Below are 24724 nucleotides of genomic sequence, written 5' to 3'. Positions count from 1 at the left end.
ATGGCGATGCGCATCGCCCTCGGGCACATCGACGCCTACGACGACCGGATCGGCACATTCGCCCGCCAACTGGGCCTCAGCGGCCTCCAGTTCCACTCGCCGAGGGACCTGCCCGGCACCGGCGGCTGCTGGAGCACCGCCGAACTCGCGGCGCTGCGGCGCCGTTGCGAGGAGGCGGGCCTGCGGATCGAGGGGCTGGAGAACGTCCCCGCCGCGCACTTCTTCAGGATCCAGCGCGGGCTGCCGGGCCGGGACGAGCAGATCGACGGCTTCTGCCGGACGCTGCGCAACATGGCCGCGACCGGCTACGACCTGCTCGGCTACAACTGGCTGCCGACCTACGTGTGGCGCACCACGATGGACGCCCCCGGCCGGGGCGGCGCCGCCGTGACCGGCTTCGACCTCGACCGGGCGGCGGCGGGCAACGCCCTGGCGGGGTACAAGCTCACCCCCGACGAGCCGATCACCGAGCCGATCACCGCCGAGCAGTCCTGGGCGCACCACCAGTACTTCCTCGACGCCGTGCTGCCGGTCGCCGAGGCCGAGGGCGTCCGGCTGGCCCTGCACCCCGACGACCCGCCGGTCGAGGAGCCGCTGGGCGGGGCGACCCGCATCTTCACCTCGCCCGCGGCGCTCGCCGAGGCGTGGCGGCGCAGCGGCGGCAGCCCCGCGTGGGGGCTGGACCTCTGCCTCGGCACCGTCTCGGAGATGGCCGGCCAGGCCGCCGCCGAGGAGATCATCCGCACCCTGGGCCCGGCGGGCAAGATCTTCTACGTGCACTTCCGCGACGTGAAGGGCACCGTCCCCCGCTTCGCCGAGTGCTTCCTCGGCGAGGGCAACCTGGACGTCCCCGGCGTCGTCGATCTGCTGGACGCCGTCGGGTTCGACGGGTTCGTGATCGACGACCACGTGCCGGCCCTGGTGGGCGACGCCGGGACCTGGTCGGACACCTCCGCCGAGGCATACATCAGCCGCGGCAGGTCGTATGCGATCGGCTACCTCCAGGGGGTGCTCGATGCCCGCGGGCGCTGACGCCGCCGGACGCGCCGTGCGCGATCCGGCAGGACCCGCCCCGTACGGTCCGGGCGGCCGCGACCCGCACGCCGTGCCGCTGCGGCTGCACCACGACCCGGCCGCCGGGGTCCTGGTCGTCACGGCCGGCCGCACCGCCGTGGCCCGGTACGTCTACCGGCCCGACACACCCGCCGAGGAGTCGCCCAAGCCCTACTTCCACCCGCTGCGCACTCTGTCCGGCGCGCCGTTGGGGGTCCACCGGCCCTGGGACCACCGCTGGCACACGGGCCTGCAGTTCACCTGGTCGCACCTGTCGGGCGACAACTTCTGGGGCGGGCCCACCTTCGACCCGGCCGCCCCCGGCGACGGGTACGTGTGGCGGCGCAACCACGGCCGCCAGGTGCACCGCGGATTCGAGCGGTGCGACACCGCCGGCGCCGGCGTCGGCTTCCGGGAGCGCCTGGACTGGATCGCGGCGCGGGGGGAGCGGTGGATCGACGAGTCCCGCACGGTGCGCTGCCACGGCGTGGACGCTCACCGCGGCCTGTGGGTCCTGGACTTCGGCACCGCGCTGACGAACGTCCGCGGCGCGCCGCTGCACTTCGGAAGCCCCACCACCCGGGGGCGGCCCGGCGCCGGGTACACCGGGCTGTTCTGGCGGGGGCCGCGCGCATGGACCGGCGCGCCCGTGGTCGCCGCCGACGGCAGCGCCGGTGACGCGGTCATGGGCAGCCAGGCGCCGTGGGCCGCGGTCAGCGGCGAGCACGACGCCCTGGACGGCGGCGCGACCGTGCTGGCCTACGCGGGCACCTCATCCGCGCCCGCGCCGATCCGCTGGTTCGCACGCAGCGCCGAGTACGCCGCCCTCAACCCGTCCCCGGCCTTCGACACCGAGATCGTGCTGGCGGCCGGCGGCACGCTGCGGCTGGCCCACCGCTTCGTCTTCGTCGACAAGCGGACCGAACCGGCCGAACTCGCGGTGCTCGCCGCGGAGTTCGCGCCTCCGCCCGGCCTCTGAAGCGGACGCCCGGATCAGCGGTCGGCGAGCCACTCCACACCCGCGACCGTCGCCGGCACGGGCCTCCCGTCCCGGTCGACCAGGCGGGCCGCGGCGACCTTGACCGGTTCGGGCAACCTCGCGAGGTTCCAGGTGCCGCAGGGCAGCAGCGGCAGCCGCAGCGCGCCGCGCCACGGGGCGCCCGCGGAGTCCCGCACCTCGACGGTGGCGCCGCGCAGTTGCTCCAGGCGGGCGAGCGAGTCGCCCGCCCACAGGCCGCCGGTGTCGTAGGGCGGCACCCAGCCGCTGTCGGGGGGTTGGGGGCGGAAGCGCACGCCGGCCAGCGCGACGGGAACGGCGAAGTCCACCTCCGGACCGCGGCCGGCGACCCGGGTGGCGCCGGGCCCGCCGCCCAGCGGCGTGGGCCCGATCTCGTCCACCAGGTCGAGGAAGGCGTCGACGCCGTCCTGCCGCGCGCCGCCCCACAGCCGGTCGGCGAGCACCTGCCGGGTCCGCAGCGAGTACCACTCGAAGTACGCGTCGTCCACGTCCCCGGTCATGTCCGCCCACACGCAGTACTGGTAGCCGAGCAGCAGCGGGTGCCGCCGGGGCTCCCACTGCTCGTACAGCCAGCGCGGGTCGACCGAGCGTGCCCGGCGGTCGTCACCGGCGTAGCCGGGATAGGCGAGCGGGGTGATGTAGTGGCTGTCGAACGGCGTCGAGATGACGCGGTATCCCGAGTGCAGGAACCAGTCGATCTCGTTCTCCGAGTCGGACCAGGCGACGATGATCATGTCCCGTGAGGGGCTGGTGGTGCGCGGGCTGGTGCCCTCCCACCAGCTCCAGATCTCGGTCTCGCGGCCGTCGGCCGCCAGGAGCTTGCGCACCTCGTCGAGGTACTCGAGCAGCCCGTCGACCGCGTGGTAGGCGGGGTCGAGCTGGCGGGCGTGCTCCAGCAGCGTCGGCGAGCCCTCCAGCACCTCGCCGTCCTGCCACTCGTCCCCGCCGATGTGCACGCTGGGGCAGTCGAGGCCGTCGGCGACGGCCTTGACGAATCCGTTCAGCCAGCGGCGGTTGCTGGCCCGGGTGATGTCGACGGTCCACCCCTCGCCGGCCGGCGACTCGCCGAACTCGGAGGAGTTCATGGCGTGTTCGCCGGCCGGGAAGGCCAGTGCCGGACGGGCGCGGACGAACGCCGTGGCGTGCGAGGGCAGGTCGATCTCCGGCACCACCTCGATGTGGTGGGTGCGCCCCAGCCTGACGATCTCCTGGAGGTCGGCCATGCCGTAGGACTCCTCGGCGGCGATCCCGCGGTAGTCGGCGGCGTCCACCCGCACGCGCACCGCGTTCCAGTCCGTCAGGTGCAGGTGCAGCCGGTTGTACCGGCGCCATTCGAGGTCGTCGAGCAGGTCGCGGAGGTAGCCGGTGGACCAGTACCGGCGTCCCAGGTCCAGCATCGCCCCCCGCACCCGCTGCGCGGGGTAGTCGAGGGTGTGGCCCTTGGGGAGGTCGCGCGAACGCCGCAGCAACTGGATCAGCGTCTGCAACCCGTAGGCGACCCCGGCGCGGTCGCCGCCGGCGATGTCGATGCCGTCACTGATGCGGAACAGGTAGCCCTCCGACGGGAGTTGCGGCTCGATGCGTACGGAGAGGTGGCCCGGTGCGGGTTCCGCGCTGCCGGCCGACACCGTGAGTCGCGCGCCGGTGAGCCGGAGCAGTTCGGGCCGGTAGCGGGCCACCTCGTCGGCGGTCTCCGCGGTGACCTCGATACGGGCGTCGGCGGCGAGCGCCAGTACCCCTTCCTGGGCGATCCACTGCCGCAGCGCCGGTACCACCAAGGGGGCGTTCTCGTCCGGGACGGTGCCGATGGTCATGATGCCGCTCCTTCACGCCGTACGGGTTGCTGCCTGTGGTGTCCTCGACGTCCGCGCGCCTTTCCGTACGCCGTCGCCCCGCGCCGGCTCTCCCCGCGCTTCTGCTCCCGGCGCCCGATCCGTTGCTGACGCACCGTCACAACCGGTCGGCCGGTACGGCGTCGGGGCGGGAGGGGCGCAGCAGCCGGCGGGTGGTGGCCAGTCCCCAGTCGTCGAGTTCCGTGACGGCGTCGCTCGACGTGCGCAGCCCGGCCGAGCGCTCGACCCAGCGCGCCCACTGCTCCCGCTCCTCCATCGCCGGGGTGGCCAGCAGGCAGTCCGGGTCGTTGATCCAGAAGCGGCCGTGCTGCCACTCGCGCGCCCGGCCGGTCACGCGGGCGTTGCGCGAGGACGGCAGGGAGCTGTCCCCCGAGGGGTGGTCGAGCCGGAGGGCGGTGTCCGGGCTGACCCGCATCACGTCGACGAGGCCGAGGCTGGGAAGGATCGGCGCGCCGCATCCGAGGAGGTGCGCGTCGGGCCCGACGGCGTCGCGGATCGTGCGCAGGCCGCGGCGGTACACCTCGATCGGAGGCGCGGGTTCCGCGTGCGGACCGGGCAGCGCCCCGGCGTAGAGGAAGTCGAGCTTGTAGAAGGAGAAGCCCATGGCGCGGAACCGGCGGAAGACCGTCGTGAGGTGGTCGAGCGCGCCCGGGTGGGTCAGGTCGAGGGCGGCAAGGTCCTGTTCCCACCCGTGCCCGGCGTCGACGCCGGCCAGGAACCAGTCCGGGTGGTCGCGCCACAGCCGGCTGCCGTGCCCGGCGAGGAACGGGGCGGTCCACACGCCGGCCCGGCGGCCGGACGCGGTGATGTGCCCGGCCAGTGCGCCGAGGTCGCCGAAGCCGGGACGCGGGTCGAGCCAGTCGCCGATCCCGGCCTGGTAGCCGTCGTCGATCTGCACGATCCCCACGTCGAGGCCGGCGGGTTCGAAGCCCCTGAGCTCGTCGAGCACCTGCCGGTCGGTGACCGTGTCCCAGTAGCGGTACCAGCTGCACCACATGCTCCCGACGGGACGCGGCCGGGGCAGCGCGAGCCGCGCGACCAGGTCGTCGGCCCAGCGCGCGAGGGCTCCCGGGATGCCGTGGGAGCCGCTGTCGACCGAGGTCCGGACCGGGCCGTTCGCGGTGACGCGCAGGCCGCCGGCGGTGGCGGCGACCCGGATCGAGGCGACGTGGCGCCGCGGGTCCGGCGAGGAGACCACCGTCACCTCCGCCCCGGGCGCGGGCTGGACGGCGACCAGTCCCTCGCCCTGGAAGCCGGTCGCCGGCGGCGGCGTCTCGGCGGCACGCCAGTTGGTGATGTCCGCCTTCTCGAAGACCGGACGCGGGGACGTCGCGGTGCCGGGGTAGGTGTCCGTCGGGCTCCACGACTGCCAGCCGTGCTCGTAGACACGCGCCGCGTCCGGGTCGCACGCGATCTCGGCGACGAGCCGGAACCCCGCCGGTTCGCACGCGCCGGCCGCCCTCGTCATCGGCCCACTCCCACGGTCAGTCCCGACACGATCCGCCGTCCGAGCCATACGTAGGTGACGAGCACCGGGAGCACCATGATGCAGACGCCCGCGAACAGCCCGCCCCAGTTGGACGTGTACTGCATCGACGCGTAGAGCGTCAGCACGGACAGGCCCAGCGGGTCCCTGGCGTCGTCGGAGATGAACACCAGGGACAGGAAGGTCTCGCTCCACAGGCCCACGGCCGTCAGCAGGCCGGCCGTGATCACGCCCGGCTGCGCCAGCGGCAGCATGACCTGCGTGAACGTCCGCACCCGGCCGGCGCCGTCGATGGTGGCCGCCTCCTCGAGCTCGCTGGGCAGCGTCGAGAAGAACCCCGTGAGCAGGAAGATCGCGAAGGGCAGCGAACCGGCGACGTAGAGCAGCCCGAGGCTGGGCAGGCTGTCGACCAGGCTCAGGTGCGACATCCCGATGTAGGCGGGCACCACGATCGTCTGGGCCGGAATCCCCATCCCCATCACGAAGTACAGGGTCATCACCCGCGAGCCGAAGAAGACGAACCGGCTCAGCGCGTACGCCGCGGGGCAGGCCAGCACGAGGACGACCAGCGTGGAACCCCCGACCAGCAGGATCGAGTTGACGAACGCGCGGGCCAGGTCGGAGGCGTTCCACACGTTGCCGTAGTTCGACCACTCCGGATGGGTGGGCGGCTGCCACGGCGAGTCGAAGACCTGGCCGCTGTTCTTGAGCGACGCGAAGACCATCCAGAGGAACACGGCCAGGTTGAAGAGCACCCAGGCCCAGGTGATCAGGCGGCCGAGCAGGGAGACCGGGCCCAGCCGGTCGCCGCGGCGGCGGATGGGCCGCCGCCGTCCGGGCCGCGAGGAGGGTGCCAGGGCCGGGGCGGAGCCGGCCGGCGCTGCGGTCGTCATCAGAACTCGATCCTCTCGCGCCGCATGAGCCGCTGGATGAGCAGGACCAGGACACCGATGATCACCAGCATGATCACCGCCATCGCGCACGCCCGGCCGAGTTCCGGCTGACCGGAACCGGCGAAGCCGGTGTAGTAGACGTAGAGCGCGGCGGTCCAGTTGGTGGCGGACGGCGGGGTGCCGACGCCGGTGAAGGCGTAGATGAACTCGAAGGTCTTCATGGCGTTGATCACCCACAGCACCGCCATGATGCCGACCACGTCCCACGACAGCGGCAGCGTGATCAGGCGGAACTTCTGCCAGCGCGTGGCACCGGCGAGGTCGGCGCTCTCGTAGTAGTAGGGCGGGATGCGGTCCACCCCGGCCAGCAGGATGGTCACGAAGAACCCGGTGAACATCCACCCCATGCCCGTCATCATCATGGGGAAGATCAGCTCGGGCCCGAGCCAGACCTGGGTCAGGCCGCCGAGCCCGGCCTGGCGCAGCGAGGTGTTCACCAGGCCGCGCGTCGGGTCGAGCATGAAGCCCCAGACGATCGCGATGATCACCGGGCTGACCAGGTAGGGGAAGAACAGGACCGCGCGGACGAAGCCCCGGGCGCGCATCTCACGCATCGTCATGGTGAGCACGAAACTCGCCACGAACACCGCGATGCCCACGAAGAACAGCACCTTGAAGGTGTTCTCGAAGGACGAGCGGAACGCCGCGTCGTGCACCGCCTCCCGGAAGTTGCGGAGCCCGATCCAGGTCGGCCTGTCGCCGGTGCCGCTGTAGCGGAAGAGGCTCAGCACCACCGACGCGATCGCGGGAGCCACGTAGACCCCGGTGTAGACGACGAAGGCCGGCAGCAGGAACAGGAGGACGGCCCGGCGGCTGCCCGCTTTCCGGGCAGGCGCCGCGGCCTTCGCCTCGCCACCCGCCAGCACGGAGGCGCGTCTGATGCTGATGGTCACGGCTCAACTCCAGGGGTCAGCTGTGGGAGGCCCAGTAGCTTCGGCTCGCCGAGACGAGCCGGTCGACGAAACCGGCCGGGGTGGTCTCGCCGAAGAAGAGCTTGTCGTCGTTGACGTCGAAGACGTTCGTCCAGTAGCCGGCGTGCTCCGAGGCCGCGCCGCCGAGGTACCGGGCGATCGCCGGTGCGGCGGCCAGCTGCTTCTGCACGCTCGTGAGGACCGCCGGAGCCTTGATGTCCGGGCGTGAGGTGATGTTGTTCGCCTGCGTCGAGATCCCGGACAGCCGGCTCTTGTTCATGAAGTACGCGATGAACTTCGCCGCGCCGGTGGGGTTCTTGGCCTTCGCGAGGATGCCGAAGCCCAGCGACTGGTCGTCGACCGACATCTGCCCGCCCGGTACGGAGGGAAAGGTCACCGAGTCGTACTGGAAACCGGATGCCGCGTAGGGCTTGGTGTCGGCGGGTGCCCAGCTGCCCATCAGCAGGTACAGCGCCTTGTTCTTCGCCCACTCCTGCTGGCCCGCGGGCAGCTTGCTGCCCTGGTAGCCGGAGAGCATGAAGCCCTTGCCCTTGACCAGGCGCTGCAGGTCCGTCGCGGCCGCGAGGAACCCGGGGTCCTTCCACATCTGACCGGTTCTGTCGCCCGTCGCCTTGAGCAGCCAGTCGGGCCCGAGATGGCGCATGGTGAGTTCCGACAGCCAGTACGCGTTGTAGTCGGGGATCGTGCCGTCGTCGGCCGCGCACGCGATGCCGTGGGCCACGGCCTTCTGACAGGTGCTCAGCAGCTGGTCGAAGGTCGTGGGCGGGGTGGCGCCGATCTTCCGCATCATGGCGTCGTTGAACCACAGCGAGGTGACCAGGGTCTCGTAGGGGACCAGCGCGTACTGGCCGGCCTTGTCCTTGAGCGACGCGGTCGAGGAGGCGGGCAGCACCTGCGCGATCGTGCGGCCCTCCCCGGGAACGGTCTGCGCGTAGACGGAGTCCAACCCGCGCAGGACGCCGGAGTCGGCGGCGGCGATCAGGTTCTCCGACGAGTCGTCGACCAGGTCCGGGACGTTCGAGGTGTTGTTCGCCGTCTGGACCTTCTTCATCACCTGGCGTCCGGCGAACTGCACTCTGACCTTGATGCCGGTGTCCTTGGTGAAGGAGTCGACGGCCTGCTGGAGGATCTTCTGCTGGGGCTCTCCCTTGTTCCAGGTCGACCAGTAGGTGATCGTGTGGGCGTCCTCGGTTCCCAAGGTTCCGCTGGAGCCGCACGCCGTCAGCGCGCCGGCCAGCAGCATCGCGGCCGAACAGACGGCAGAGAATCGTGCACAACGTCGGATTCGCACTGGTACCCGCCTACTTCCCTGTCACGCACGCTGACCTGATGGCGCGCGGGACGAGGGGGGCCCGGTGCCGTGACGTCACGATCGGGCTCGCGGTCCGCGCGTTCGCGTCGCCGGCCGGGCGACCCCGGCCGACGGTGAATGCAGCGTCGACTGTGAATGCAGCGTTGACTGTGAAGCGCTCACCGCTGCGAGCTCGGACAGCGGACGGCTTGTTCTCCGCACTATGCCCGGGAGGCTAGACTCGTGTCCATAAGAAATCGTATTTTATTTTTATCGGCAGTACGGGGTCGCCAGGTCCACCGTTCGCTGCCGTACGACATGGAGGCCCTATGACCGCGCCGCTGCCGCGTGGCCTGCACGGTCAGGTGGTCAACGAACTCGGCATCCGCATCATGTCCGGCCGGCTGCCCCCGGGCGCGACCCTCGATCTGGCGGGTCTGGAGGCGGAGTTCGGCATCAGCCGGACCGTGCTGCGCGAGTCGCTGAAGGTCCTCACGGCCAAGGGCCTGGTCGCCGCCCGCCAGAAGCGCGGCACCTACGTGACCGACCCGGCGCGGTGGAACACCCTCGACGCCGACGTGCTGCGCTGGCGGCTCTCCCAGCAGCCCACCGACGCGCTGCTCGACCAGCTCACCGAGATCCGGCTGGTGATCGAACCGGGCCTGGCCGCACTGGCCGCCCTGCGCCGCGACGAGCACGACCTCGCCGCTATGGACGCCGCCCTCGCCGCCATGCGCCAGGACGAGGACGAGCCGTCGCAGGTCGTCGAGCACGATGTCGTCTTCCACCGGGCGGTGCTGCGGGCCACCCACAACGATCTGGCGACCAGTCTCGACACCGTCATCGACCAGGGCATCCGGCAGGGCTACCGGCTCGCGGACGACCCCGGTCCCGAAGGCGGTCCGCTGCCCACGCGCCGGCGACTGCTCGACGCGATCCGCGACCGCGACGCGACGGCCGCCGAGCGGGCGATGCAGCGGTTGATCACCGGCGACCGCAGCAGTCCCATGACGCGCCGTCAGGGCGTGGGCGGCTTCCGCGGTTCGGGCGGCTCGGGTGACTCCGGCGGCCCCAGCCGCTCGCGTGACTCCGGCGACTCCCGCGACGACCCGCCGAGCGGCGACTGAGGAAGCGAGGGGAGGCGGCGGGGCCATGTGGACGCAGATACCGGAAGCGGACCTGCTGAGCGCCGGCCGGTTCGAGGAGCACCGGAGCCATACCGTCCACCGCGCGCACGGCGCGCGGAACTGGATGGTCAGCCTCACCGTCTCCGGGGCCGCCGAGTACCTCGCCGGCGTCCGCCGCCTCACCACCGGCCCCGGCGACCTGGTCCTCATCACCCCGGGCACGCCCCAGCACTACCGGGCCCGCGGGGACGACCCGTGGGGCTACTGGTGGACCCACTTCCAGCCCCGCCCCAGCTGGTTCGACTGGCTGCGGATGCCCGAGTTCGCCCCCGGGCTCAGCGTCGCCCGGCTCGGGACCGGGGAGGGGCTGTGCCGCGCGGACGCCGCCTTCGCCCGCGTGCACCGCAACGCGATGTACGCCACCGTCGACGCCCCGCAGGGCCGCGTGCCCGTCGCCCGCGGACCGCGGCACGGCGGCTACGCCACCGAACTCGCCCTGAACGGCATCGAGGAACTGCTGCTGATGGCGGCCGTGGAGCACGCGTCGCGCGCCACCGCGGTGCCGGACCCGCGCGTGCGGCGGGTGCTCGACCTCATTACCGCGGACCCCGCGGCGCCGCTCCGCGTCGACCGGCTGGCGCGCGAGGTCGCCCTCTCCTCCTCCCGGCTCGCGCACCTCTTCCGCGCCGAGACCGGCGACTCCATCGGCAACGTGGTGCTGGCCGCGCGGCTGCGGCGCGCCGCGACCCTGCTGGAGACCACCGGGCTGCCGGTCGGGCGGATCGCCGCCGAGGTCGGCTTCGCCTCTCCCTACTACTTCAGCCGCCAGTTCCGGCACCGCTTCGGGATGCCGCCGACGACCTACCGCTCCGCCCGCGGGCGCGCCTGACGCCTCGGGTGACCGGGCCGGAACGGCCGGCCGACGTGGCAGCGAACAGTGCGCGGCGCCTGCTCGACTCCCGCTCCACGGCAGCAGGTTCCGGCAAATCCGCGACCGATCGCTGCATGGCCGCCCCGGACGGCGGCTGCAGAGCATCGGCGGCACCGCCTCACCGCCCCGCCGCCTCGCCGACCCTCGGGGAGACCCAGTGCATCCGTCCGACCGCCCCGTCCCGCGCGGTTCCCTCGCGCGTGCCTCCGTTCCGCGCCGCTCGGTCCTCGCCGCCGGGGTGGCCGCGGCCGCCGCCGTCGGCACCGCCGCCCGCGCCACCCCCGCCGCCGCCGACCCGCTCTCGACCCATGGCTACGTCGACGTCCAACTCGTCAACATCACCGACCTGCACGGCTACATCGCCCCGCCCGCCGCGAGCGAGGGCGGCACCATCCCCGACCCGCTCGGCGGCCCGCCGATCGTCACCGGGGGAGCCGCGTACCTCGCCACCCACCTCAAGCGGATCCGGGAGAGCCACGCCAACTCGCTGTTCTTCTCCGCCGGCGACAACTTCTCCGGATGGGCCTCCTACGCCGACACCCAGAACAACGAGCCCACCATCGAGGTCCTGAACGCCATGGGCCTGCAGTTCTCCTCGCTGGGCAACCACGAGCTGGACAAGGGCATGGACTTCACCATGAACCACATGGTGCGCGGCGGGCACTACCCCTACGACGCGCCCTACGAGAGCTTCCCGCTCTCGACCGGCCGCCGCTTCCAGGGCGCCGACTGGACGTACCACAGCGGCAACGTGGTGCGCCGCGCCGACGGCAGCCGGCTGCTGCCGTCCTGGAACATCGCGTACGTGCGCGGGCCCGGCGGGCGCCGGCTGCCGGTCGGCTTCATCCACATGACGGTCGAGGGCTGCGTCGAGGGACCCGGCTTCAACTGCTCCTACCAGCCCACCCTCCGGACCACCGACCTCGTCGAGAGCGCCGACCGGTCCGCCGCCGAGCTCAAGGCGCGCGGCGTCAACGCGCTGGTCGTCGTCATGCACGAGGGCGGCTACGCGGGCGACGACTACAACTCCGGCAGCAACCCCACCGGGCCCGCCTTCGACCTCGCGGCCAGGGCCGATCCCGACATCGGGGTGATCGTCACCGGCCACTGGCACTGCCGCTTCAACATGATGGTCAACGACCCGAACGGGATGCCCCGCCCGGTCGTCGAGGCCGGCTACTACGGCCAGCTGATCAACGAGATCAACCTCAAGCTGGACGCGCGCACCGGCAGGATCGTCCGCGAGCTGACGACGTCCACCAACCACGCCGTCACCCGCGACGTCCCGCAGGACGCCGAGATCGCCGACATCGTGGCGTACTGGACCGCCCGTTCGGCCACGCAGGACGCCACCCCGCTCGCCCGCCAGACCGGCGACCTGACCCGCACCGCGAACGCTTCGGGCGAGTCCACGCTCGGCAACCTGGTCGCCGACTTCCTGGTCTGGGAGTCCACCCAGTACGCCGAGAAGGGCGCCGCCCGCGCGCCCCGCCCCGCCGACCTCGCCGTCCTCCCGAGCAAGCCCCCCAAGGCACGCTCCGCCCTCGGCGCCGACCTGCCGTACGCCAAGAGCACGACCGCGGGCGACGAGGACGGCGTGATCACCTTCGGCGAGGCCTGGAAGGCGTACGGTTTCGACAGCCCCAACATGTCGGCGACGTACACCGGTTCGGCCATCCACGAGGCGCTCGAGGAGCAGTGGCAGACCGCCGCCGACGGCAGCGTGGGCTTCTACCCGCTGGCTGTCTCCAGCGAGGTCCGGTACGTCTACGACACCTCGAAGCCGGTGGGCTCCCGGGTGGACCCGGCGAGGGTCACCATCAAGGGGAAGCCGCTCGACCTCGACGGCAGCTACCGGCTGGCGACCAACGCCTACACGATGCTCGCCTACGACGGCTACGACGCGCTGACCACGTACACGGACCCGGTCCGGCACAGCCTCGACCACGAGGGCTTCGTCCGCTACCTGCGCACGAAGAGGACCGTCACCCCGCCGCCGCTGGGCAGGGCCGCACCCGCGTAGACCCCGCCACGGCCGCGGCCTCATCCCGGCCGCGGCCACCGACCCCCGGGGACCGCTCGCCTCCCGGTGGGTCATCTCCCGGCGAGGAGGTCGCCGGGCAGGCCGAGGTGCCGGTGCAGCGCCTGCCGGCCGGCGGGCGTGACGGCGACGGCGCGCGTGCTGCCGACGCGGGTGATCCAGCCCGCGTCGAACGCGTGCCGGCACAGCGCCGCGCCGACGGCGCCGGCCAGGTGCGGGCGGCGTTCGGTCCAGTCCAGGCACGGCCGCACCGAGGGCCGGCGGGTGCCGGGCGGGACGCCGATGCCGAGATCGGCGAGCCAGGCCGCCCCGGCGCCGGTGAGCCCGAGCCCGTGCGCGGGATCCAGCAGCCCCCGCCCGATCATCGCGTCGGTGACGGCGACCCCGACGGCACCGGCGAGGTGGTCGTAGCAGGTGCGGGCGTGCGCCAGGGCCCGGCGGCGCCCGTCCGCGGACAGGGAGCGGGGAGCCGGCCGGTGCTCGGGCGCCAGCGAGGCGAGGCTCTCGACGAGTTCGGCGACCTGCGGCCCGGCCAGGCGCACGTAGCGGTGCCGGCCCTGCCGCTCCTCGGTCAGCAGGTGCCCGCGGACGAGCGCGTGCAGGTGCTCGGTCGCGGTCGAGGGCGCCACCCCGGCATGACGGGCCAGCTCCGTCGCCGTCCACGCCCGGCCGTCCAGCAGGGCCAGGCAGAAGGCCGCCCGGGTGCCGTCCGCCAGCAGCCTGGCCACCGCGGCCAGGTCGGGGCCGGCGCCGCGCGTGCGTCGCGTGTCCATGCGGTCCATTGTCGGCCCGGGACACTTCGGCGCCCGCCGAAACGTCCCGACCCCAGACTCCCCGTCATGGACACTGCACCTTCCGGCACCCGCCCGGCGGCGGCCCCCGCTGCCCACGTGGAGATCGCGCCCAGCATCCTGTACTTCGGGACGCCGGTGGTGCTCCTGTCGACGGAGAACGAGGACGGCTCCTTCAACCTCGCCCCGATCTCCTCGGCGTGGGCCCTCGGGCGGACGGTCGTCCTCGGCCTCGGCCGCGACGGTCAGACCGCGCACAACCTCCGCGCCAGGCCCGACCTGGTGATCAGCCTGCCGGCTCCCGGGCAGTGGCGGGCCGTGGAGCGGCTGGCGCCGCTGACCGGCCGGAACCCGGTGCCCGCCACCAAGGCGGAGGGCTGCCGCTTCGAACCGGAGAAGTTCGCTGCGGCCGGCCTGACCGGCGTGCCCTCCCGCCACGTCCGGCCGCCGCGCGTCGCCGAGTGCCCCCTCCAGCTGGAGGCCCGCGCCGAACGGGTCCGGCCCGGCGCCTCCGGGGACTTCGTCGTCGTCGAGGCCGCGGTCCGCACGGTCCACGCCGACCCCCGCGTCGTCGTCCCCGGCACCGACCACATCGACCCCGCCGCCTGGAGCCCCCTCGTCTACAACTTCCGCCACTACTTCGGCCTCGGCCCCGAACTCGGCCACTCCTACCGCACGCAGACACCCCGAACCCCGGGAATCCCGGCTGCCCCCCGGTGACGCGGAATGCTGCCCCGGACATCAGCGTTTGCCTTCGAATGACCGATTCGTACGAGAACGGGGCCGGCGCCGCGGCAGACGGCGGGACGGCCCGCGAGCGCCTGCTGCGGGCGCGTGCCGCCGCCGACGAGCAGATCGCGGCTCTGAGCCGGGACTACGAGGGCATCGTCGCGTCGAACGCCCTGGCGGCGGTCGACGACGAGCACGACCCGGAGGGTTCGAGCACCGCGTTCGAGCGCGCCCACGTCGCGTCCCTGCTCGCCCAGGCCCGCGAGCACCTCGCCGCCATGGACCGGGCCATGGAGCGGCTCGGCCGGGGAGAGTACGGCCGCTGCGAGGTCTGCGGCGAGCCGATCCCGGCCGAGCGCCTCGAGGTGCTTCCGGCGACGTCCACCTGCACCCGCTGCGCCGCGGCCCGCACCCGCTGACCCCGCCACCACCGGGCGCAGGGTCTCCGGGAGGTCCCGGAGCCTCAGAGCGCCCCGGTGCCCGGCGGGATGCGGCGGCGGGCGAGCTGGTTGCCCAGGCCGGTGGCCGCGGCGCGGACCGCGTCGACGTGGCCCTCGGGCCGGAACCGGGTGGTGGGCCCGGACACGCTGATCGCCAGGCTCGTGCGGCCCTCCGGGGCGGGAACCGGCGCGGCCACGCAGAGCAGTCCCGCGGTGGACTCCTCGTGCTCGAAGGCGACCCCCGTCTCGAGGGCGGTTTCGAGCTGGCGCCGCAGCATCCCCGCGGCCACGACCGTGTGGGGCGTGCGCCGTTCGAGGGGGCCGCCGAGCACCTGCCGCCGCACCTCGGGGCCGGCGTGCGCGAGCAGGACCTTGCCGATGGCGGTGCAGTACAGCGGCATCCGCCCGCCGGTGCGCGAGGGGCTGGCGGCCTGGCGGTGGCCGCCGATCTTGGCGAGGTAGACGACGTCGGTGCCGTCGCGGACGCCGAGGTGCACCGTCTCGTGGGTGCGCTCGTAGAGGTCCTGGAGGAAGGGCATCGCCAGTTCCAGCAGGGTGCGCTCGGTGGAGGCGCGCAGGCCGAGCTCGAACAGCCCTCCCGACAGGCGGTAGCCGTACGGGTCGCGGTCGAGGAGGCGGTGCCGCACGAGCGCGTTGGCGATGCGGTGGGCGGTGGTCTTGGGCAGTCCGGTGCGGCGCGCGAGTTCGGCGAGGCCGAGGACGTGGTCGTCGCTTCCGAACGCACGAAGGAGGGCGACGGCTCTGCCCAGGACCGTGTCCTGCTCCTCTTCCACGGGAGGAGGGTATCCCCGCGACCCGGGCGTCCCGGTGGGCGGACCGACGGGAAGGTGCGTTCCGCTCAGTGGAACGCCGTGCTGGTGGCGGGCACCGGGCCGCTGCGACCGTGGCCCGCATGAGCCCTCCACCCGTGACCGCCGACGCCGTCGCCACCGCGGCCGAGCGGCTCCTTTCCGCCCGGTCCTGCGGCGTCCCGTGCGCGCCCGTGCGGGACCTGATCGGCCGCGACGACGTGCGCGCGGCGTACGCGGTCCAGCAGCTCCTGACGGGGGCGCGGGTGGCCGGCGGCGGCCGCGTGGTGGGACGCAAGATCGGCCTGACCTCGGCGGCGGTCCAGGCCCAACTGGGCGTGTCCCAGCCGGATTTCGGCGTCCTCTTCGACGACATGCGGTTCCCCGACGGCGCCCTGGTGCCGGCCGGTTCGGTCCTGCAGCCCCGCGCCGAGGCGGAGATCGCCTTCGTACTGAAGGAGGACCTCGTCGAGGGCGACCTGTCGCCGGCGCAGGTCCGGGGCGCGATCGACCACGCCGTCGCGGCGATCGAGATCTGCGGCAGCCGCATCGAGGACTGGGACATCAGCTTCGCCGACACGGTCGCCGACAACGCCTCGGGCGGCGCGTTCGTACTCGGCCAGGACCGGATGGACCTCGGCGGGTTCGCACCGCGCGACGCGGTGATGTCACTCCGGATCGACGGCGCCGAGGTGTCCACCGGCACGGGGGCGGACTGCATGGGAGATCCACTGGCGGCCGTGCGGTGGCTGGCCCGCCAGGCACGCGAATGGGGGGAGCCCCTGCGCGCCGGCCAGGTGATCCTGTCCGGCGCGCTCGGCCCCATGCGGCCGGTCCGGCCCGGGAACACCGTCCAGGCCACCGTGGCCCCGCTCGGCACGGTCACCTTCACGCTCGGCACCGCCGCCACGCCCGGCACCCCCGGCGGGGCGGCGCGATGACGGCCCGGACGAAGGTCGCCGTCATCGGCTCCGGCAACATCGGCACCGACCTGATGATCAAGGTGATGCGCGCGTCGCAGCACCTCGAAATGGCGGCGATGGCCGGGATCGACCCCGCCTCCGACGGGCTCGCGCGCGCCCGCCGGTTCGGCGTCGCGACCACCGCGGAGGGCGTCGACGGCCTGATCGAGCTGCCCGGGTTCGACGACATCGGGATCGTCTTCGACGCCACCTCCGCGAAGGCCCACGCGTACAACGCCGGCAGGCTGCGGCCCCTCGGCAAGCGGCTGATCGACCTCACACCCGCCGCCCTCGGGCCGTACGTCGTCCCGGCGGTCAACCTCGACGCGCACCTCGACGCGCCGGACGTCAACATGGTCACCTGCGGCGGCCAGGCCACCATCCCGGTCGTGGCCGCGATCTCCCGTGTCGTGCCCGTGCCCTACGCCGAGATCGTCGCGTCGATCGCCAGCAGGTCGGCCGGCCCCGGGACGCGCGCGAACATCGACGAGTTCACCGAGACCACCTCGGCCGCGATCGTCCGGGTCGGCGGCGCCCGGCGCGGCAAGGCGATCATCGTCCTCAACCCGGCCGAGCCGCCGCTGATGATGCGGGACACCGTCTTCGCACTCGTCGACGCCCCGAGCCCCGCGCTGCACGAGGAGATCCGGCGGAGCGTCGGGGAGATGACCGGCGACGTGGCCGCGTACGTACCCGGCTACCGCCTCAAGCAGCAGGTCCAGATCACGCCGATCGCCGGGGATCAGCCGGTGCACACGCTGCTCCCCGCGGGCGTCCCCCGCCCCACCCACCAGGTGTCGGTGTTCCTTGAGGTCGAGGGTGCCGCGCACTACCTTCCGGCCTACGCGGGGAACCTCGACATCATGACCTCCGCCGGTCTCCAGGTCGCGGAGCGCATCGCAGCCCGGAGGGCCCAACCGTGAGTACGCCGATCTTCGTCCAGGACGTCACCCTGCGGGACGGCATGCACGCCGTACGCCACCGCATCGGCCCCGAGGACGTCCGGCGGATCGTCGCGGCGCTGGACGACGCGGGTGTCGACGCCATCGAGGTGGCCCACGGCGACGGCCTCGCCGGCGGCTCGGTCACCTACGGGCCCGGCTCCCACAGCGACTGGGAGTGGATCGAGGCCGCCGCGTCGGTGATCAGGAACGCGCGGCTGACCACCCTGCTGCTGCCCGGCGTGGGCACCGTGAACGATCTGAGGCGGGCCCACGACCTCGGCGTCCGCTCGGTCCGCGTGGCCACCCACTGCACCGAGGCCGACGTCGCGGCCCAGCACATCGCCGCGGCCCGCGAGATCGGCATGGACGTCTCCGGCTTCCTGATGCTCTCCCACATGGCGCCGCCCGAGGAACTGGCGGAGCAGGCACGGCTCATGGAGTCCTACGGCGCCCACTGCGTCTACGTCACCGACTCCGGCGGCCGGCTGACCATGAAGGACGTCGCGGCCCGGGTCCGCGCCTACCGCGACGTGCTCGACCCGTCGACCGAGATCGGCATCCACGCCCACGAGAACCTCTCGCTGTCGGTGGCCAACTCCGTGGTCGCCGTGGAGAACGGCGTCCGCCGCGTCGACGCCTCGCTCGCCGGCCACGGCGCCGGCGCCGGCAACTGCCCCATCGAGGCGTTCGTCGCGGTCGCGGACCTCTCGGACCTCACGCACGGCTGCGACCTCTTCAAGCTCCAGGACGCCGCCGACGACCTCGTCCGCCCTCTCCAGGACCGCCCCGTCCGCGTCGACCGCGAGACCCTCACCCTGGGATACGCCGGGGTCTACTCGTCGTTCCTCCGCCACGCGGAGAACGCCTCCGCCCGCTACGGCGTCGACGTCCGCGCCATCCTCATGGAGTGCGGCCGCCGCCACCTCGTCGGCGGCCAGGAGGACATGATCATCGACATCGCCCTCACCCTCGCGGCCCAGCAGGCCGCCTGACCGCCCCGCGCCCTCCGCCCGCCCACGGAGGGCGGTTTCGGGGCGGCGCCCTGCGGAGGCGCGGCCGGGTCGAGCGGGATCGGCCGGAACATCTCCGGCTCCTCGCCCGGGAAGAGGGCCGTCGGGCCGTAGAGCCGGTCCACGCACGCGTAGTCGTCGGTGCCGCGGGCCCCCAGCAGCGCGTTGCGCCGCAGGCGCGCCGGGCCGTCGAGGTGCCACAGCCTGTCCCACGCCCGCGAGGTGGTCACCACCCGGCGGCAGTGCTCGGGGCGGACGGCCTGGTAGGCATCGAGGGCGGCGGCCCAGTCGACCGCGCCGCCGGCGCCGCGGTTGCGGGCGGCGTGCTCCGCCAGCAGCCAGCCGTCCTCGATCGCCATGATCGCGCCCTGCGCGAGGTACCGCAGCGGCGGGTGGGCCGCGTCCCCGAGCAGGGCGATGCTCCCGCTCACCCACGTCGTGATCGGGTCGCGGTCGTACATCCGCCACCACTTGTCGCGCCACAGGTCGGCCAGTCCGTCCCGCACGACACCCCCGACCTACGCCGTCGCCAGCGTCGACCACGCCCTGCGGCCGGCCACGATGCTCCCGCTCGAAGGCACGCTGAGAGCGGCCGACGCGGCCGAACGGCTCGGCGTCGCGCAGTCGACCGGGCACCGGCTGCTCCAGATGCTCGTCCACCGCGACTTCGCGATGCCGGACGAGACGCGCACCTACCACGCCGGCCCGGTCCTCGAACTCGCCGCGCACTCCCTCTCGCGGACCGCGCTGCTGCGCGCCGCCGCGCTCCCGCACATGCACACGCTCGTCGACGCCGCGCGGGAGTCGTCGAACCTGGCCCTCCGCAACCGCGCGACGGCACGCTTCATCGCGTCGGTCGAGTGCGACCAGATCCTCAAGGCGGCTCGCGCGAGGGCATGGTCTTCCCGGCCCACCGCACCACCGGCGGACTGCTGCTGGCGGAGCTGACCCCCGCCGAGCTGGAGGAGACCTACGGCAACGCCACGGCCGAGGAGGCCGAGCGCCCGCGCCTCGCGGAACCGCGGACCGAACCGGCCCGCATCCACAAGCAGGGCTTCGCGGTCAACCAGGGCCGCTCGGAGCGCGGACTGGTCGCGGTCGGCGTGCCCGTGCGCGACCCCGGCGGCACCGCCGTCGCCGGTCTCTCCCTGTCGATGCCCTCCGTCCGGTACGAGCGGGCCCGTCTCCCCGCCCTGGTCGCCACCCTGAGCCGCAGCGCGGCCGCGATCAAAGCGGGACTCGCGCCCGCCCAGTGATGAGTGCCCCTGCGGCGGTGTGTGCCCGGCGATGAGCGGCGCTCCGCCCGCACCTCACCAGACCGGGCGCAACGGCGGGAGCGCGTCACCGGCCAACGTCCGGATGATGGCGGCGAGTTCGGCGCGCGGGACCTGCCCGCCCGCTTCCTGGAGCCGCCGGGTCAGTTGCGCCTCCAGGTCGTGCAGGACCCGCCCGGCCACCGCGAGGTGCTCCAGCGCCTTGTCGGTCAGGACGACGAGCTTGCGCCGGCCGCCGGCCGGATGCGGCCGGCGTGCGACGTAGCCCCGCTTCTCCAGGTCGTCGATGATCTGGCCGGCGGCCTGCTTGGTGACGCCGAGTTCCTCGGCCAGCTCGCTGCTGGTCGCGCCGGAACCCCGCAGCACCTGGAAGACCATCCCGTGGACGGGGCGCAGTTCGGCGTAGCCCGCCGCGTCGAGTCGGCCCACGAACTCGCCGAGGACCAGCTGGAAGGCCATCCCCAGCAGGAAGGTGAGTTCGGTCCGCTCGAGCGGGTCGCGGGTCTCCATCGGTCCATCTTGACACATCTGTGTAAAGCCACTTTACTCCCTCACGAGTAAAGCCACTTTACACAGGAGTCCTCATGAACGTGATCAGCGAGAGCGAGCAGCGCACCACCACGACCCCGGCCGGTTCGATGTTCGGCCTGGCCGGACCCAGCCAGGGGAGCAGCGAGGTCAGCACGTGGCGGGTGGAGTTGGGGGCGAACGCGGGTACGCCGGTGCACATCATCGACCGCGAGCAGGTGTGGATGCTGGTGTCGGGCGAGATGGCGGTCGAGCTGGAGGGGGAGACCGGCTCGGTCAGGGCCGGTCAGGCGATCGTCGTGCCCGCCGGCGCCGTGCGGCGGCTGGCGTCCGTGGGCGGCCCGGCGCAGGCGCTGGTCGCCATGCCCGTCGGCGGCAAGGCGATGCTGCCCGGCGGCGAGGAGAGGATCCCGATTCCGTGGGCCGAGTGAGATCCCGGGCATCAACGGGACCGCTCCGCAGCGGTGTCGGGGGTAGCCGGCGGTGGATGCGGTGCCCGCCGCCGAAACCCGGTTGCCGGGCGGGAGTTCCGGCTGCTGGACTGGGGCGGTGGGCGCTGCGATCACTGATGACATGAGGGCGACGTTTCGCCGGCAGGGCTACCTCGTGGTGCCGGACGTGCTGACTCCGGGGGAGGTCGCCGCCGGGCGCAAGGAGGTCGCGGCCATGCTGGCGAAGCAGCCTCCCGCCGAGGGGCACGTGGGGCCGCACTTCGTCTTCCGGAACTTCGGCGACCGGGGCCATCCGCTGCTCGACTTCTTCCTCCGCACCGGAATGGGGGAACTGGCGGGGCAGTTGCTCCGGGAGGGCCTCGCGATCCAGCCGCCGGAGGGCGTGCAGGTGGCCACCACGATCCCGCCGTGGCCGTACCGGCCGGGCGGGCCCCATGTCGACGGGCTGTCACCGACGGAACCCGACGGCCGGCCGGGCACGTTCAGCCTGCTCGCGGGTGCGTGGCTCACCGATCACACGACACCCGGGCGGGGCAACCTGTGGGTGTGGCCGGGCACCCATCTCCGGTTCGGCGCCTACCTCGCCGAGCGGGGAGCGGACGCGTTGCGACGGGTCGACGACATGGCCCCGGGGCCGTATCCGAGGATCGAACTCGGCGATCCGGTGCAGGTGGTCGGTCCGGCCGGCAGCGTCCTGCTCGCCCACTACCTGCTCGCGCACAACATCGGCGACCACGACGGCCCGGCCGACGACGAGCGCCGGGAGACCCTGTACTACCGGTTGCACGCCGAAGGCCACCGCGACCGGTGGCGCGAGGTGGTCACGGCGCCCTTGAGCGAGTTCGGCTGAACCGGGCGGGGAGGCTACGAAGGCCCCCGGGGGCCGGTGCCCCGGGGGCCGGCCGGCAGTGCCGGAGGTCCGGGGGGAAACGGCCGAAGCCCGGGGGCCTTGGCGGAGGGGGTGCCGAGGTGGCTACGCGGTGCGGGGGACCGCGACCGCCTCGTCCGTGTCGCGTTCCGGCAGCTGCTGCACGGTCAAGCTGATGGTGACATCGTGCAGGGGGCGTCCGCTCGCGTGCCAGACGGACAGCGTGTAGGGGCTGAAGGGGTAGTGCGCACGGAACTCGGGTACCTCGACACGGCCGTGCACGAGGCCGTCGGCCGAGGAGGCCAGCCCGGACTGGGCCGGCACGTCGCCGTACGACCGCAGTACCTCGTACATCGGCGCGGGAACGGCGATGTCCTGCTGCTCCGCCTTGTGGGTGAGCCCGGCCCGGAACACCGCGGCCGCGGCCATGTCCAGTTCGGTCACCCTGTCGAGTTCGGCGCGGTCCGGGAGCGGACGTCCCTGCTCGGTGAGCGCCTCGTACAGGAAGTCCACGGCGTCGCGCGCATGCCGGGCGGCGCGGTCCTTGTCGCTCACCATCCGGCGCAGTATCGCCTGGTAGTGGATCTCCTCCTGGATCATCGACCGCCCGGCGTGGCCGTAGATCGTCTTGGAGTCGAAGTTGTCCGGGTCGCGCCACGCGCGCTCGTAGTCGGCCATCAGCCAGGCCACGACCGGGTCCTCGACCTTCTCGCGCAGGAAGGTCTCGAGCAGTTGGAGCAGATCGACTGTGCGCGCCCCCGAGGTTTCGGCGAGCACCCGCAGCGTGCAGCGCAGCAGGCACTTGTGGAAGAGCGTCAGCGGCAGCCGATGGACGATCCCGGTGAGCCAGTCCTCGAACGGCATCCGCGCGTGCTCGGTCACCACATCGGAGAAGAGGTCCGTGCTGCCCGGGTCGCAGGGCATGTGCGTGGTCTTCAGACCGTGCTCGTCGCGGAACCGCTCGTGGGTGTAGTCGGTGTTGTTCAGCAGGAACAGCGGGTAGACGACGGGTGAGCCGCCGGAGGCTATCGCTTCCTCTATGCCCTCGAGGAGCGATACGAGGGTCTCACCGGGCAGGCCCCAGATGAGGTCGGTGTAGGTCGGGATGTCCAGGGCGCGGAACTGGGTCTGCATGCGGCGGTAGTGCGACACCCGGATGTTCTTCCGGTTCGCGATCTGCAGCACCTCGGTGTTGAAGGACTGCGCGGACAGCGTGATGGCTCCGGTCAGCCCCGCCTTGTACAGGATGCCGGCGATCTCCACGACGCGGCCGTTGGTGTTCTTCGCCCAGTTGGTCATCACCAGCAGCCGCTTGTTGTAGCGCCGGCACATCTCCACCACGTGGTTGGCGATCTCGACGTCGCGGGCGAGCATGCCGAAGTTGGCGTCGGCGATGAACATCCGGGTGTTGTCGGCGCAGACCCGGATGATCCGCTCCAGCTCCATCTTGATGCGTTCCATCGAGAACTGGCGGACCCGGGAGTTGGTCGCCCCGGTTCCCCAGTAGCAGAAGGAACAGGAGTACGGGCAGCCGCGGTTGGTCTCGTACACCAGCATCTGGGACTGCGCGATGTCCTCGTCGGACCAGACGTCACCCTCGAACGGCGAGGGCAGTTCGTCGAAGTCCGCGATGCGTTCGGCCTCGGCGGTGGTCTCCACCTCGCCGTCGCTGCGCAGGAAGCTGATGCCTGGGACCTCGGCCAATTCCTTCTCGGCGGCGGCCCGTTCCTCGTGGCGCAGGAAGACGGTCAGCAGGTCGCGGAAGCGGATCTCGCCTTCGCCGTGGACGAGGACGTCCACCCAGGGCGCTTCGGCGAACACGGCGTCCTGCTGGTGCGACACGTCGTTGCCGCCGAGCACGATGCGGCAGTTCGGCCAGCGCTCCTTGACCCTGCGGGCCAACTCCGTTGAGCTGGCACGGTTCCAGTAGTACACGGTGAAGGCGACGGCCAGGGGGTTGTCCAGGGCGTCCAGCACCTTGGCGCAGGCGCCCTCGAAGGCGTCCCCGGCCTTCATGTAGACGTGCTTGGTGAAGGAGCAGCTCGCGGCGATCTCCGGGACGGCCTGGGCGGCTGCCTGGATGTAGCCGAGTACGGCGCTGTAGCGGACGCTTGGCATCACGGTCAGGTCGACCAGATGCACTTGGCGCCGCTCGTCGAGGGCAGGGGCCGAGGCGAGCCCGGTCGACAGGTCGGCTGACGTCATTTCATATTCCACTCGGTAGTCGGGTGCGTGGCCGATTGGGGGTAGAACCCGCCGGCCGGCCGTGCGGGCGGGCCATGCGGCGCCCCACCGTTCCCCTGCCTGACAGCCGGCCGCCGGCCGGTGGACCCGGAGTCTGGCGATCAGGCGCGGATTCATCAAGGAGCGCAGCAGCAACAGTAGTTGGTGAGGCCGCTCGGAAAGCCGCGACACCCGCTCTTGGGCGCACCAGACACCGGATCCTCAAATCCGTTGTGGCGTATGGGAGTTGATGTCCTTGTTGCCCAGTCGGCAGGGGTGAGCGGGCCGGCTGTCGCTGGGTGATCAGGCGGCAGTCGAGCGTGAGGAGGCTTGATGGGGTGTCGGCTCTGCGTTCCCCGCGGATGCGCGGTCGCTTGATGCCGTGGGGCCAGGCCGTGCCGTGGCGGAACGCCCTTGCGCCGCCGGCGATGCCGGCGGCGTGAGGGTGCGGGTGACTCGGCGACGTTCCCGAGGTCGCGCGGGTCAGGCTGCGGGCTTCGCCACTTCCGCTTCGGCGGCACGGGCGAGGCGCTCGACCCAGTCCTGGTGGTAGCGGTACAGCGCTCCGGGGTGCTTGCGCCCGAGTTCCTCGACGAAGAAGGGGCCCTGCTGCGTTTCCTCGGTCAGTACGTGACAGCCGTCGTCCGTGGGTGTGATGACCCAGCCGTGGTACGCGCTCGAACCCGTTTCGTCGCCGTCGACCGTCGTCTCCCACGCGAGCCTGGTGAACGGCTCGTACTCCGTCACGTGGAGAGCCATGGGAAATCCCACCGTCACCCGGCTGAACCTGGTCCCCAGAACCAGTTCCGAATCGCCGGCCAGTATCCTGACGCGGTCCTCGGGGGGGAAGTAGCTCGACCAGTTCTCGGCGTCGACGAGCAGCTGCCAGACCACTTCGGGTGGTGCCTTCACGTCGATGTCATTGAGCGCGTAGAGAGCCGACGTTCTCGGGTCGTACCGGTCGGGCCATATCACCTTGTCGTACATCGTCCGCCTTTCCTTTCCGGCT

25 protein-coding genes are annotated in these 24724 nt (G+C 72.5%); 14 read left to right on the top strand and 11 right to left on the bottom strand.

Annotated elements, in window-relative coordinates:
• Both C4U44_RS15260 and C4U44_RS15255 read left to right on the top strand, forming a co-directional pair.
• Window positions 1-1032, top strand: a complete 1032-nt coding sequence (locus tag C4U44_RS15260; protein WP_103886348.1) for a mannonate dehydratase — start codon at window positions 1-3, stop codon at window positions 1030-1032.
• Window positions 1016-2032 (top strand): DUF6807 domain-containing protein, encoded by a 1017-nt coding sequence (locus C4U44_RS15255; RefSeq protein ID WP_103886347.1) that lies wholly within the window; start codon window positions 1016-1018, stop codon window positions 2030-2032. The genes C4U44_RS15260 and C4U44_RS15255 overlap by 17 nt, the downstream gene beginning before the upstream one ends.
• Before the next feature lie 14 nt (window positions 2033-2046).
• Here C4U44_RS15255 and C4U44_RS15250 read toward each other — a convergent pair whose 3' ends face one another.
• The 5 genes from C4U44_RS15250 to C4U44_RS15230 form a co-directional block, all read right to left on the bottom strand.
• On the bottom strand, window positions 2047-3885 hold the full coding sequence (locus C4U44_RS15250; protein ID WP_103886346.1) for a family 20 glycosylhydrolase: 1839 nt from the start codon (window positions 3883-3885) through the stop codon (window positions 2047-2049).
• A gap of 136 nt (window positions 3886-4021) precedes the next feature.
• Window positions 4022-5392 (bottom strand): glycoside hydrolase family 36 protein, encoded by a 1371-nt coding sequence (locus tag C4U44_RS15245; protein ID WP_107503989.1) that lies wholly within the window; start codon window positions 5390-5392, stop codon window positions 4022-4024.
• Entirely contained in the window at window positions 5389-6303 is a 915-nt protein-coding gene (locus tag C4U44_RS15240; RefSeq protein WP_103886345.1) for a carbohydrate ABC transporter permease, read from the bottom strand. Before C4U44_RS15240 ends, C4U44_RS15245 begins: the two co-directional genes overlap by 4 nt.
• Entirely contained in the window at window positions 6303-7256 is a 954-nt protein-coding gene (locus C4U44_RS15235; protein WP_103886344.1) for a carbohydrate ABC transporter permease, read from the bottom strand. The genes C4U44_RS15240 and C4U44_RS15235 overlap by 1 nt, the downstream gene beginning before the upstream one ends.
• A gap of 16 nt (window positions 7257-7272) precedes the next feature.
• Window positions 7273-8538: an ABC transporter substrate-binding protein gene (locus C4U44_RS15230; protein WP_103886343.1), complete on the bottom strand. Its 1266-nt coding sequence runs from the start codon at window positions 8536-8538 to the stop codon at window positions 7273-7275.
• A 377-nt stretch (window positions 8539-8915) separates the two neighbouring features.
• Here C4U44_RS15230 and C4U44_RS15225 point away from each other — a divergent pair, with 377 nt between their 5' ends.
• From C4U44_RS15225 to C4U44_RS15215, 3 genes are all read left to right on the top strand, one after another.
• Window positions 8916-9713 (top strand): FadR/GntR family transcriptional regulator, encoded by a 798-nt coding sequence (locus tag C4U44_RS15225; protein WP_103886342.1) that lies wholly within the window; start codon window positions 8916-8918, stop codon window positions 9711-9713.
• Window positions 9714-9738: 25 nt separating this feature from the next.
• Window positions 9739-10602, top strand: a complete 864-nt coding sequence (locus C4U44_RS15220; protein WP_103886341.1) for a helix-turn-helix domain-containing protein — start codon at window positions 9739-9741, stop codon at window positions 10600-10602.
• 199 nt (window positions 10603-10801) lie between these two features.
• Window positions 10802-12667, top strand: a complete 1866-nt coding sequence (locus C4U44_RS15215; RefSeq protein ID WP_103886340.1) for a bifunctional metallophosphatase/5'-nucleotidase — start codon at window positions 10802-10804, stop codon at window positions 12665-12667.
• Between the two features lie 71 nt (window positions 12668-12738).
• Here C4U44_RS15215 and C4U44_RS15210 read toward each other — a convergent pair whose 3' ends face one another.
• Window positions 12739-13467: an ArsR/SmtB family transcription factor gene (locus C4U44_RS15210; protein WP_103886339.1), complete on the bottom strand. Its 729-nt coding sequence runs from the start codon at window positions 13465-13467 to the stop codon at window positions 12739-12741.
• A 57-nt stretch (window positions 13468-13524) separates the two neighbouring features.
• Between C4U44_RS15210 and C4U44_RS15205 the strand changes: the two genes are divergently transcribed.
• Window positions 13525-14196 (top strand): flavin reductase family protein, encoded by a 672-nt coding sequence (locus tag C4U44_RS15205; RefSeq protein WP_103886338.1) that lies wholly within the window; start codon window positions 13525-13527, stop codon window positions 14194-14196.
• A 38-nt stretch (window positions 14197-14234) separates the two neighbouring features.
• Window positions 14235-14624, top strand: a complete 390-nt coding sequence (locus C4U44_RS15200) for a TraR/DksA family transcriptional regulator (protein ID WP_103886337.1) — start codon at window positions 14235-14237, stop codon at window positions 14622-14624.
• Between the two features lie 44 nt (window positions 14625-14668).
• On the opposite strand, the gene C4U44_RS15195 is transcribed toward C4U44_RS15200, so the two are convergent.
• On the bottom strand, window positions 14669-15439 hold the full coding sequence (locus tag C4U44_RS15195) for an IclR family transcriptional regulator (protein ID WP_103886336.1): 771 nt from the start codon (window positions 15437-15439) through the stop codon (window positions 14669-14671).
• Between the two features lie 119 nt (window positions 15440-15558).
• Between C4U44_RS15195 and C4U44_RS15190 the strand changes: the two genes are divergently transcribed.
• The 3 genes from C4U44_RS15190 to dmpG are packed head-to-tail and all read left to right on the top strand — an operon-like array spanning window position 15559 to window position 18352.
• The gene (locus C4U44_RS15190; protein WP_103886335.1) at window positions 15559-16395 is read left to right on the top strand and encodes a 2-keto-4-pentenoate hydratase; all 837 of its coding nucleotides are present in this window, start codon (window positions 15559-15561) and stop codon (window positions 16393-16395) included.
• Window positions 16392-17339, top strand: coding sequence for an acetaldehyde dehydrogenase (acetylating) (locus tag C4U44_RS15185; protein WP_103886334.1), 948 nt, complete (start codon window positions 16392-16394; stop codon window positions 17337-17339). The genes C4U44_RS15190 and C4U44_RS15185 overlap by 4 nt, the downstream gene beginning before the upstream one ends.
• On the top strand, window positions 17336-18352 hold the full coding sequence (gene dmpG, locus C4U44_RS15180) for a 4-hydroxy-2-oxovalerate aldolase (protein WP_103886333.1): 1017 nt from the start codon (window positions 17336-17338) through the stop codon (window positions 18350-18352). Before C4U44_RS15185 ends, dmpG begins: the two co-directional genes overlap by 4 nt.
• Here the strand turns inward: dmpG and C4U44_RS15175 are convergent.
• Window positions 18235-18876 (bottom strand): hypothetical protein, encoded by a 642-nt coding sequence (locus tag C4U44_RS15175; protein WP_456052174.1) that lies wholly within the window; start codon window positions 18874-18876, stop codon window positions 18235-18237. The genes dmpG and C4U44_RS15175 overlap by 118 nt on opposite strands.
• Window positions 18877-18931: 55 nt before the next feature.
• On the opposite strand from C4U44_RS15175, the gene C4U44_RS42505 reads away from it, so the two are divergent.
• Together C4U44_RS42505 and C4U44_RS42500 are read left to right on the top strand one after the other, a co-directional pair.
• Window positions 18932-19318 (top strand): helix-turn-helix domain-containing protein, encoded by a 387-nt coding sequence (locus C4U44_RS42505; protein WP_235032102.1) that lies wholly within the window; start codon window positions 18932-18934, stop codon window positions 19316-19318.
• Complete coding sequence (locus tag C4U44_RS42500; protein ID WP_235032101.1) at window positions 19267-19626, top strand: IclR family transcriptional regulator domain-containing protein; 360 nt, start codon at window positions 19267-19269, stop codon at window positions 19624-19626. The genes C4U44_RS42505 and C4U44_RS42500 overlap by 52 nt, the downstream gene beginning before the upstream one ends.
• 54 nt (window positions 19627-19680) lie before the next feature.
• Here the strand turns inward: C4U44_RS42500 and C4U44_RS15165 are convergent, their stop codons facing one another.
• Window positions 19681-20154: a MarR family winged helix-turn-helix transcriptional regulator gene (locus C4U44_RS15165; RefSeq protein ID WP_103886332.1), complete on the bottom strand. Its 474-nt coding sequence runs from the start codon at window positions 20152-20154 to the stop codon at window positions 19681-19683.
• Between the two features lie 74 nt (window positions 20155-20228).
• Between C4U44_RS15165 and C4U44_RS15160 the strand changes: the two genes are divergently transcribed.
• Both C4U44_RS15160 and C4U44_RS15155 read left to right on the top strand, forming a co-directional pair.
• Window positions 20229-20603, top strand: a complete 375-nt coding sequence (locus tag C4U44_RS15160) for a cupin domain-containing protein (RefSeq protein ID WP_103886331.1) — start codon at window positions 20229-20231, stop codon at window positions 20601-20603.
• A 142-nt stretch (window positions 20604-20745) separates the two neighbouring features.
• A complete protein-coding gene (locus tag C4U44_RS15155) occupies window positions 20746-21474 on the top strand; it encodes a phytanoyl-CoA dioxygenase family protein (protein ID WP_103886330.1) in 729 nt (242 codons plus the stop codon).
• A gap of 123 nt (window positions 21475-21597) precedes the next feature.
• Here the strand turns inward: C4U44_RS15155 and C4U44_RS15150 are convergent, their stop codons facing one another.
• Window positions 21598-23697, bottom strand: a complete 2100-nt coding sequence (locus C4U44_RS15150; RefSeq protein ID WP_160145035.1) for a radical SAM protein — start codon at window positions 23695-23697, stop codon at window positions 21598-21600.
• A 501-nt stretch (window positions 23698-24198) separates the two neighbouring features.
• Window positions 24199-24702 carry an SRPBCC domain-containing protein gene (locus C4U44_RS15145; protein WP_103886328.1) on the bottom strand — a complete coding sequence of 168 codons (504 nt, stop codon included), beginning with the start codon at window positions 24700-24702 and terminating at the stop codon, window positions 24199-24201.
• Between the last annotated feature and the right edge of the window lie 22 nt (window positions 24703-24724).

Origin of the sequence: Actinacidiphila yanglinensis (assembly GCF_900107965.1) — a bacterium.
GTDB lineage: Bacteria > Actinomycetota > Actinomycetes > Streptomycetales > Streptomycetaceae > Actinacidiphila > Actinacidiphila yanglinensis.
This window is presented reverse-complemented; position numbering and strand designations above follow the sequence as displayed.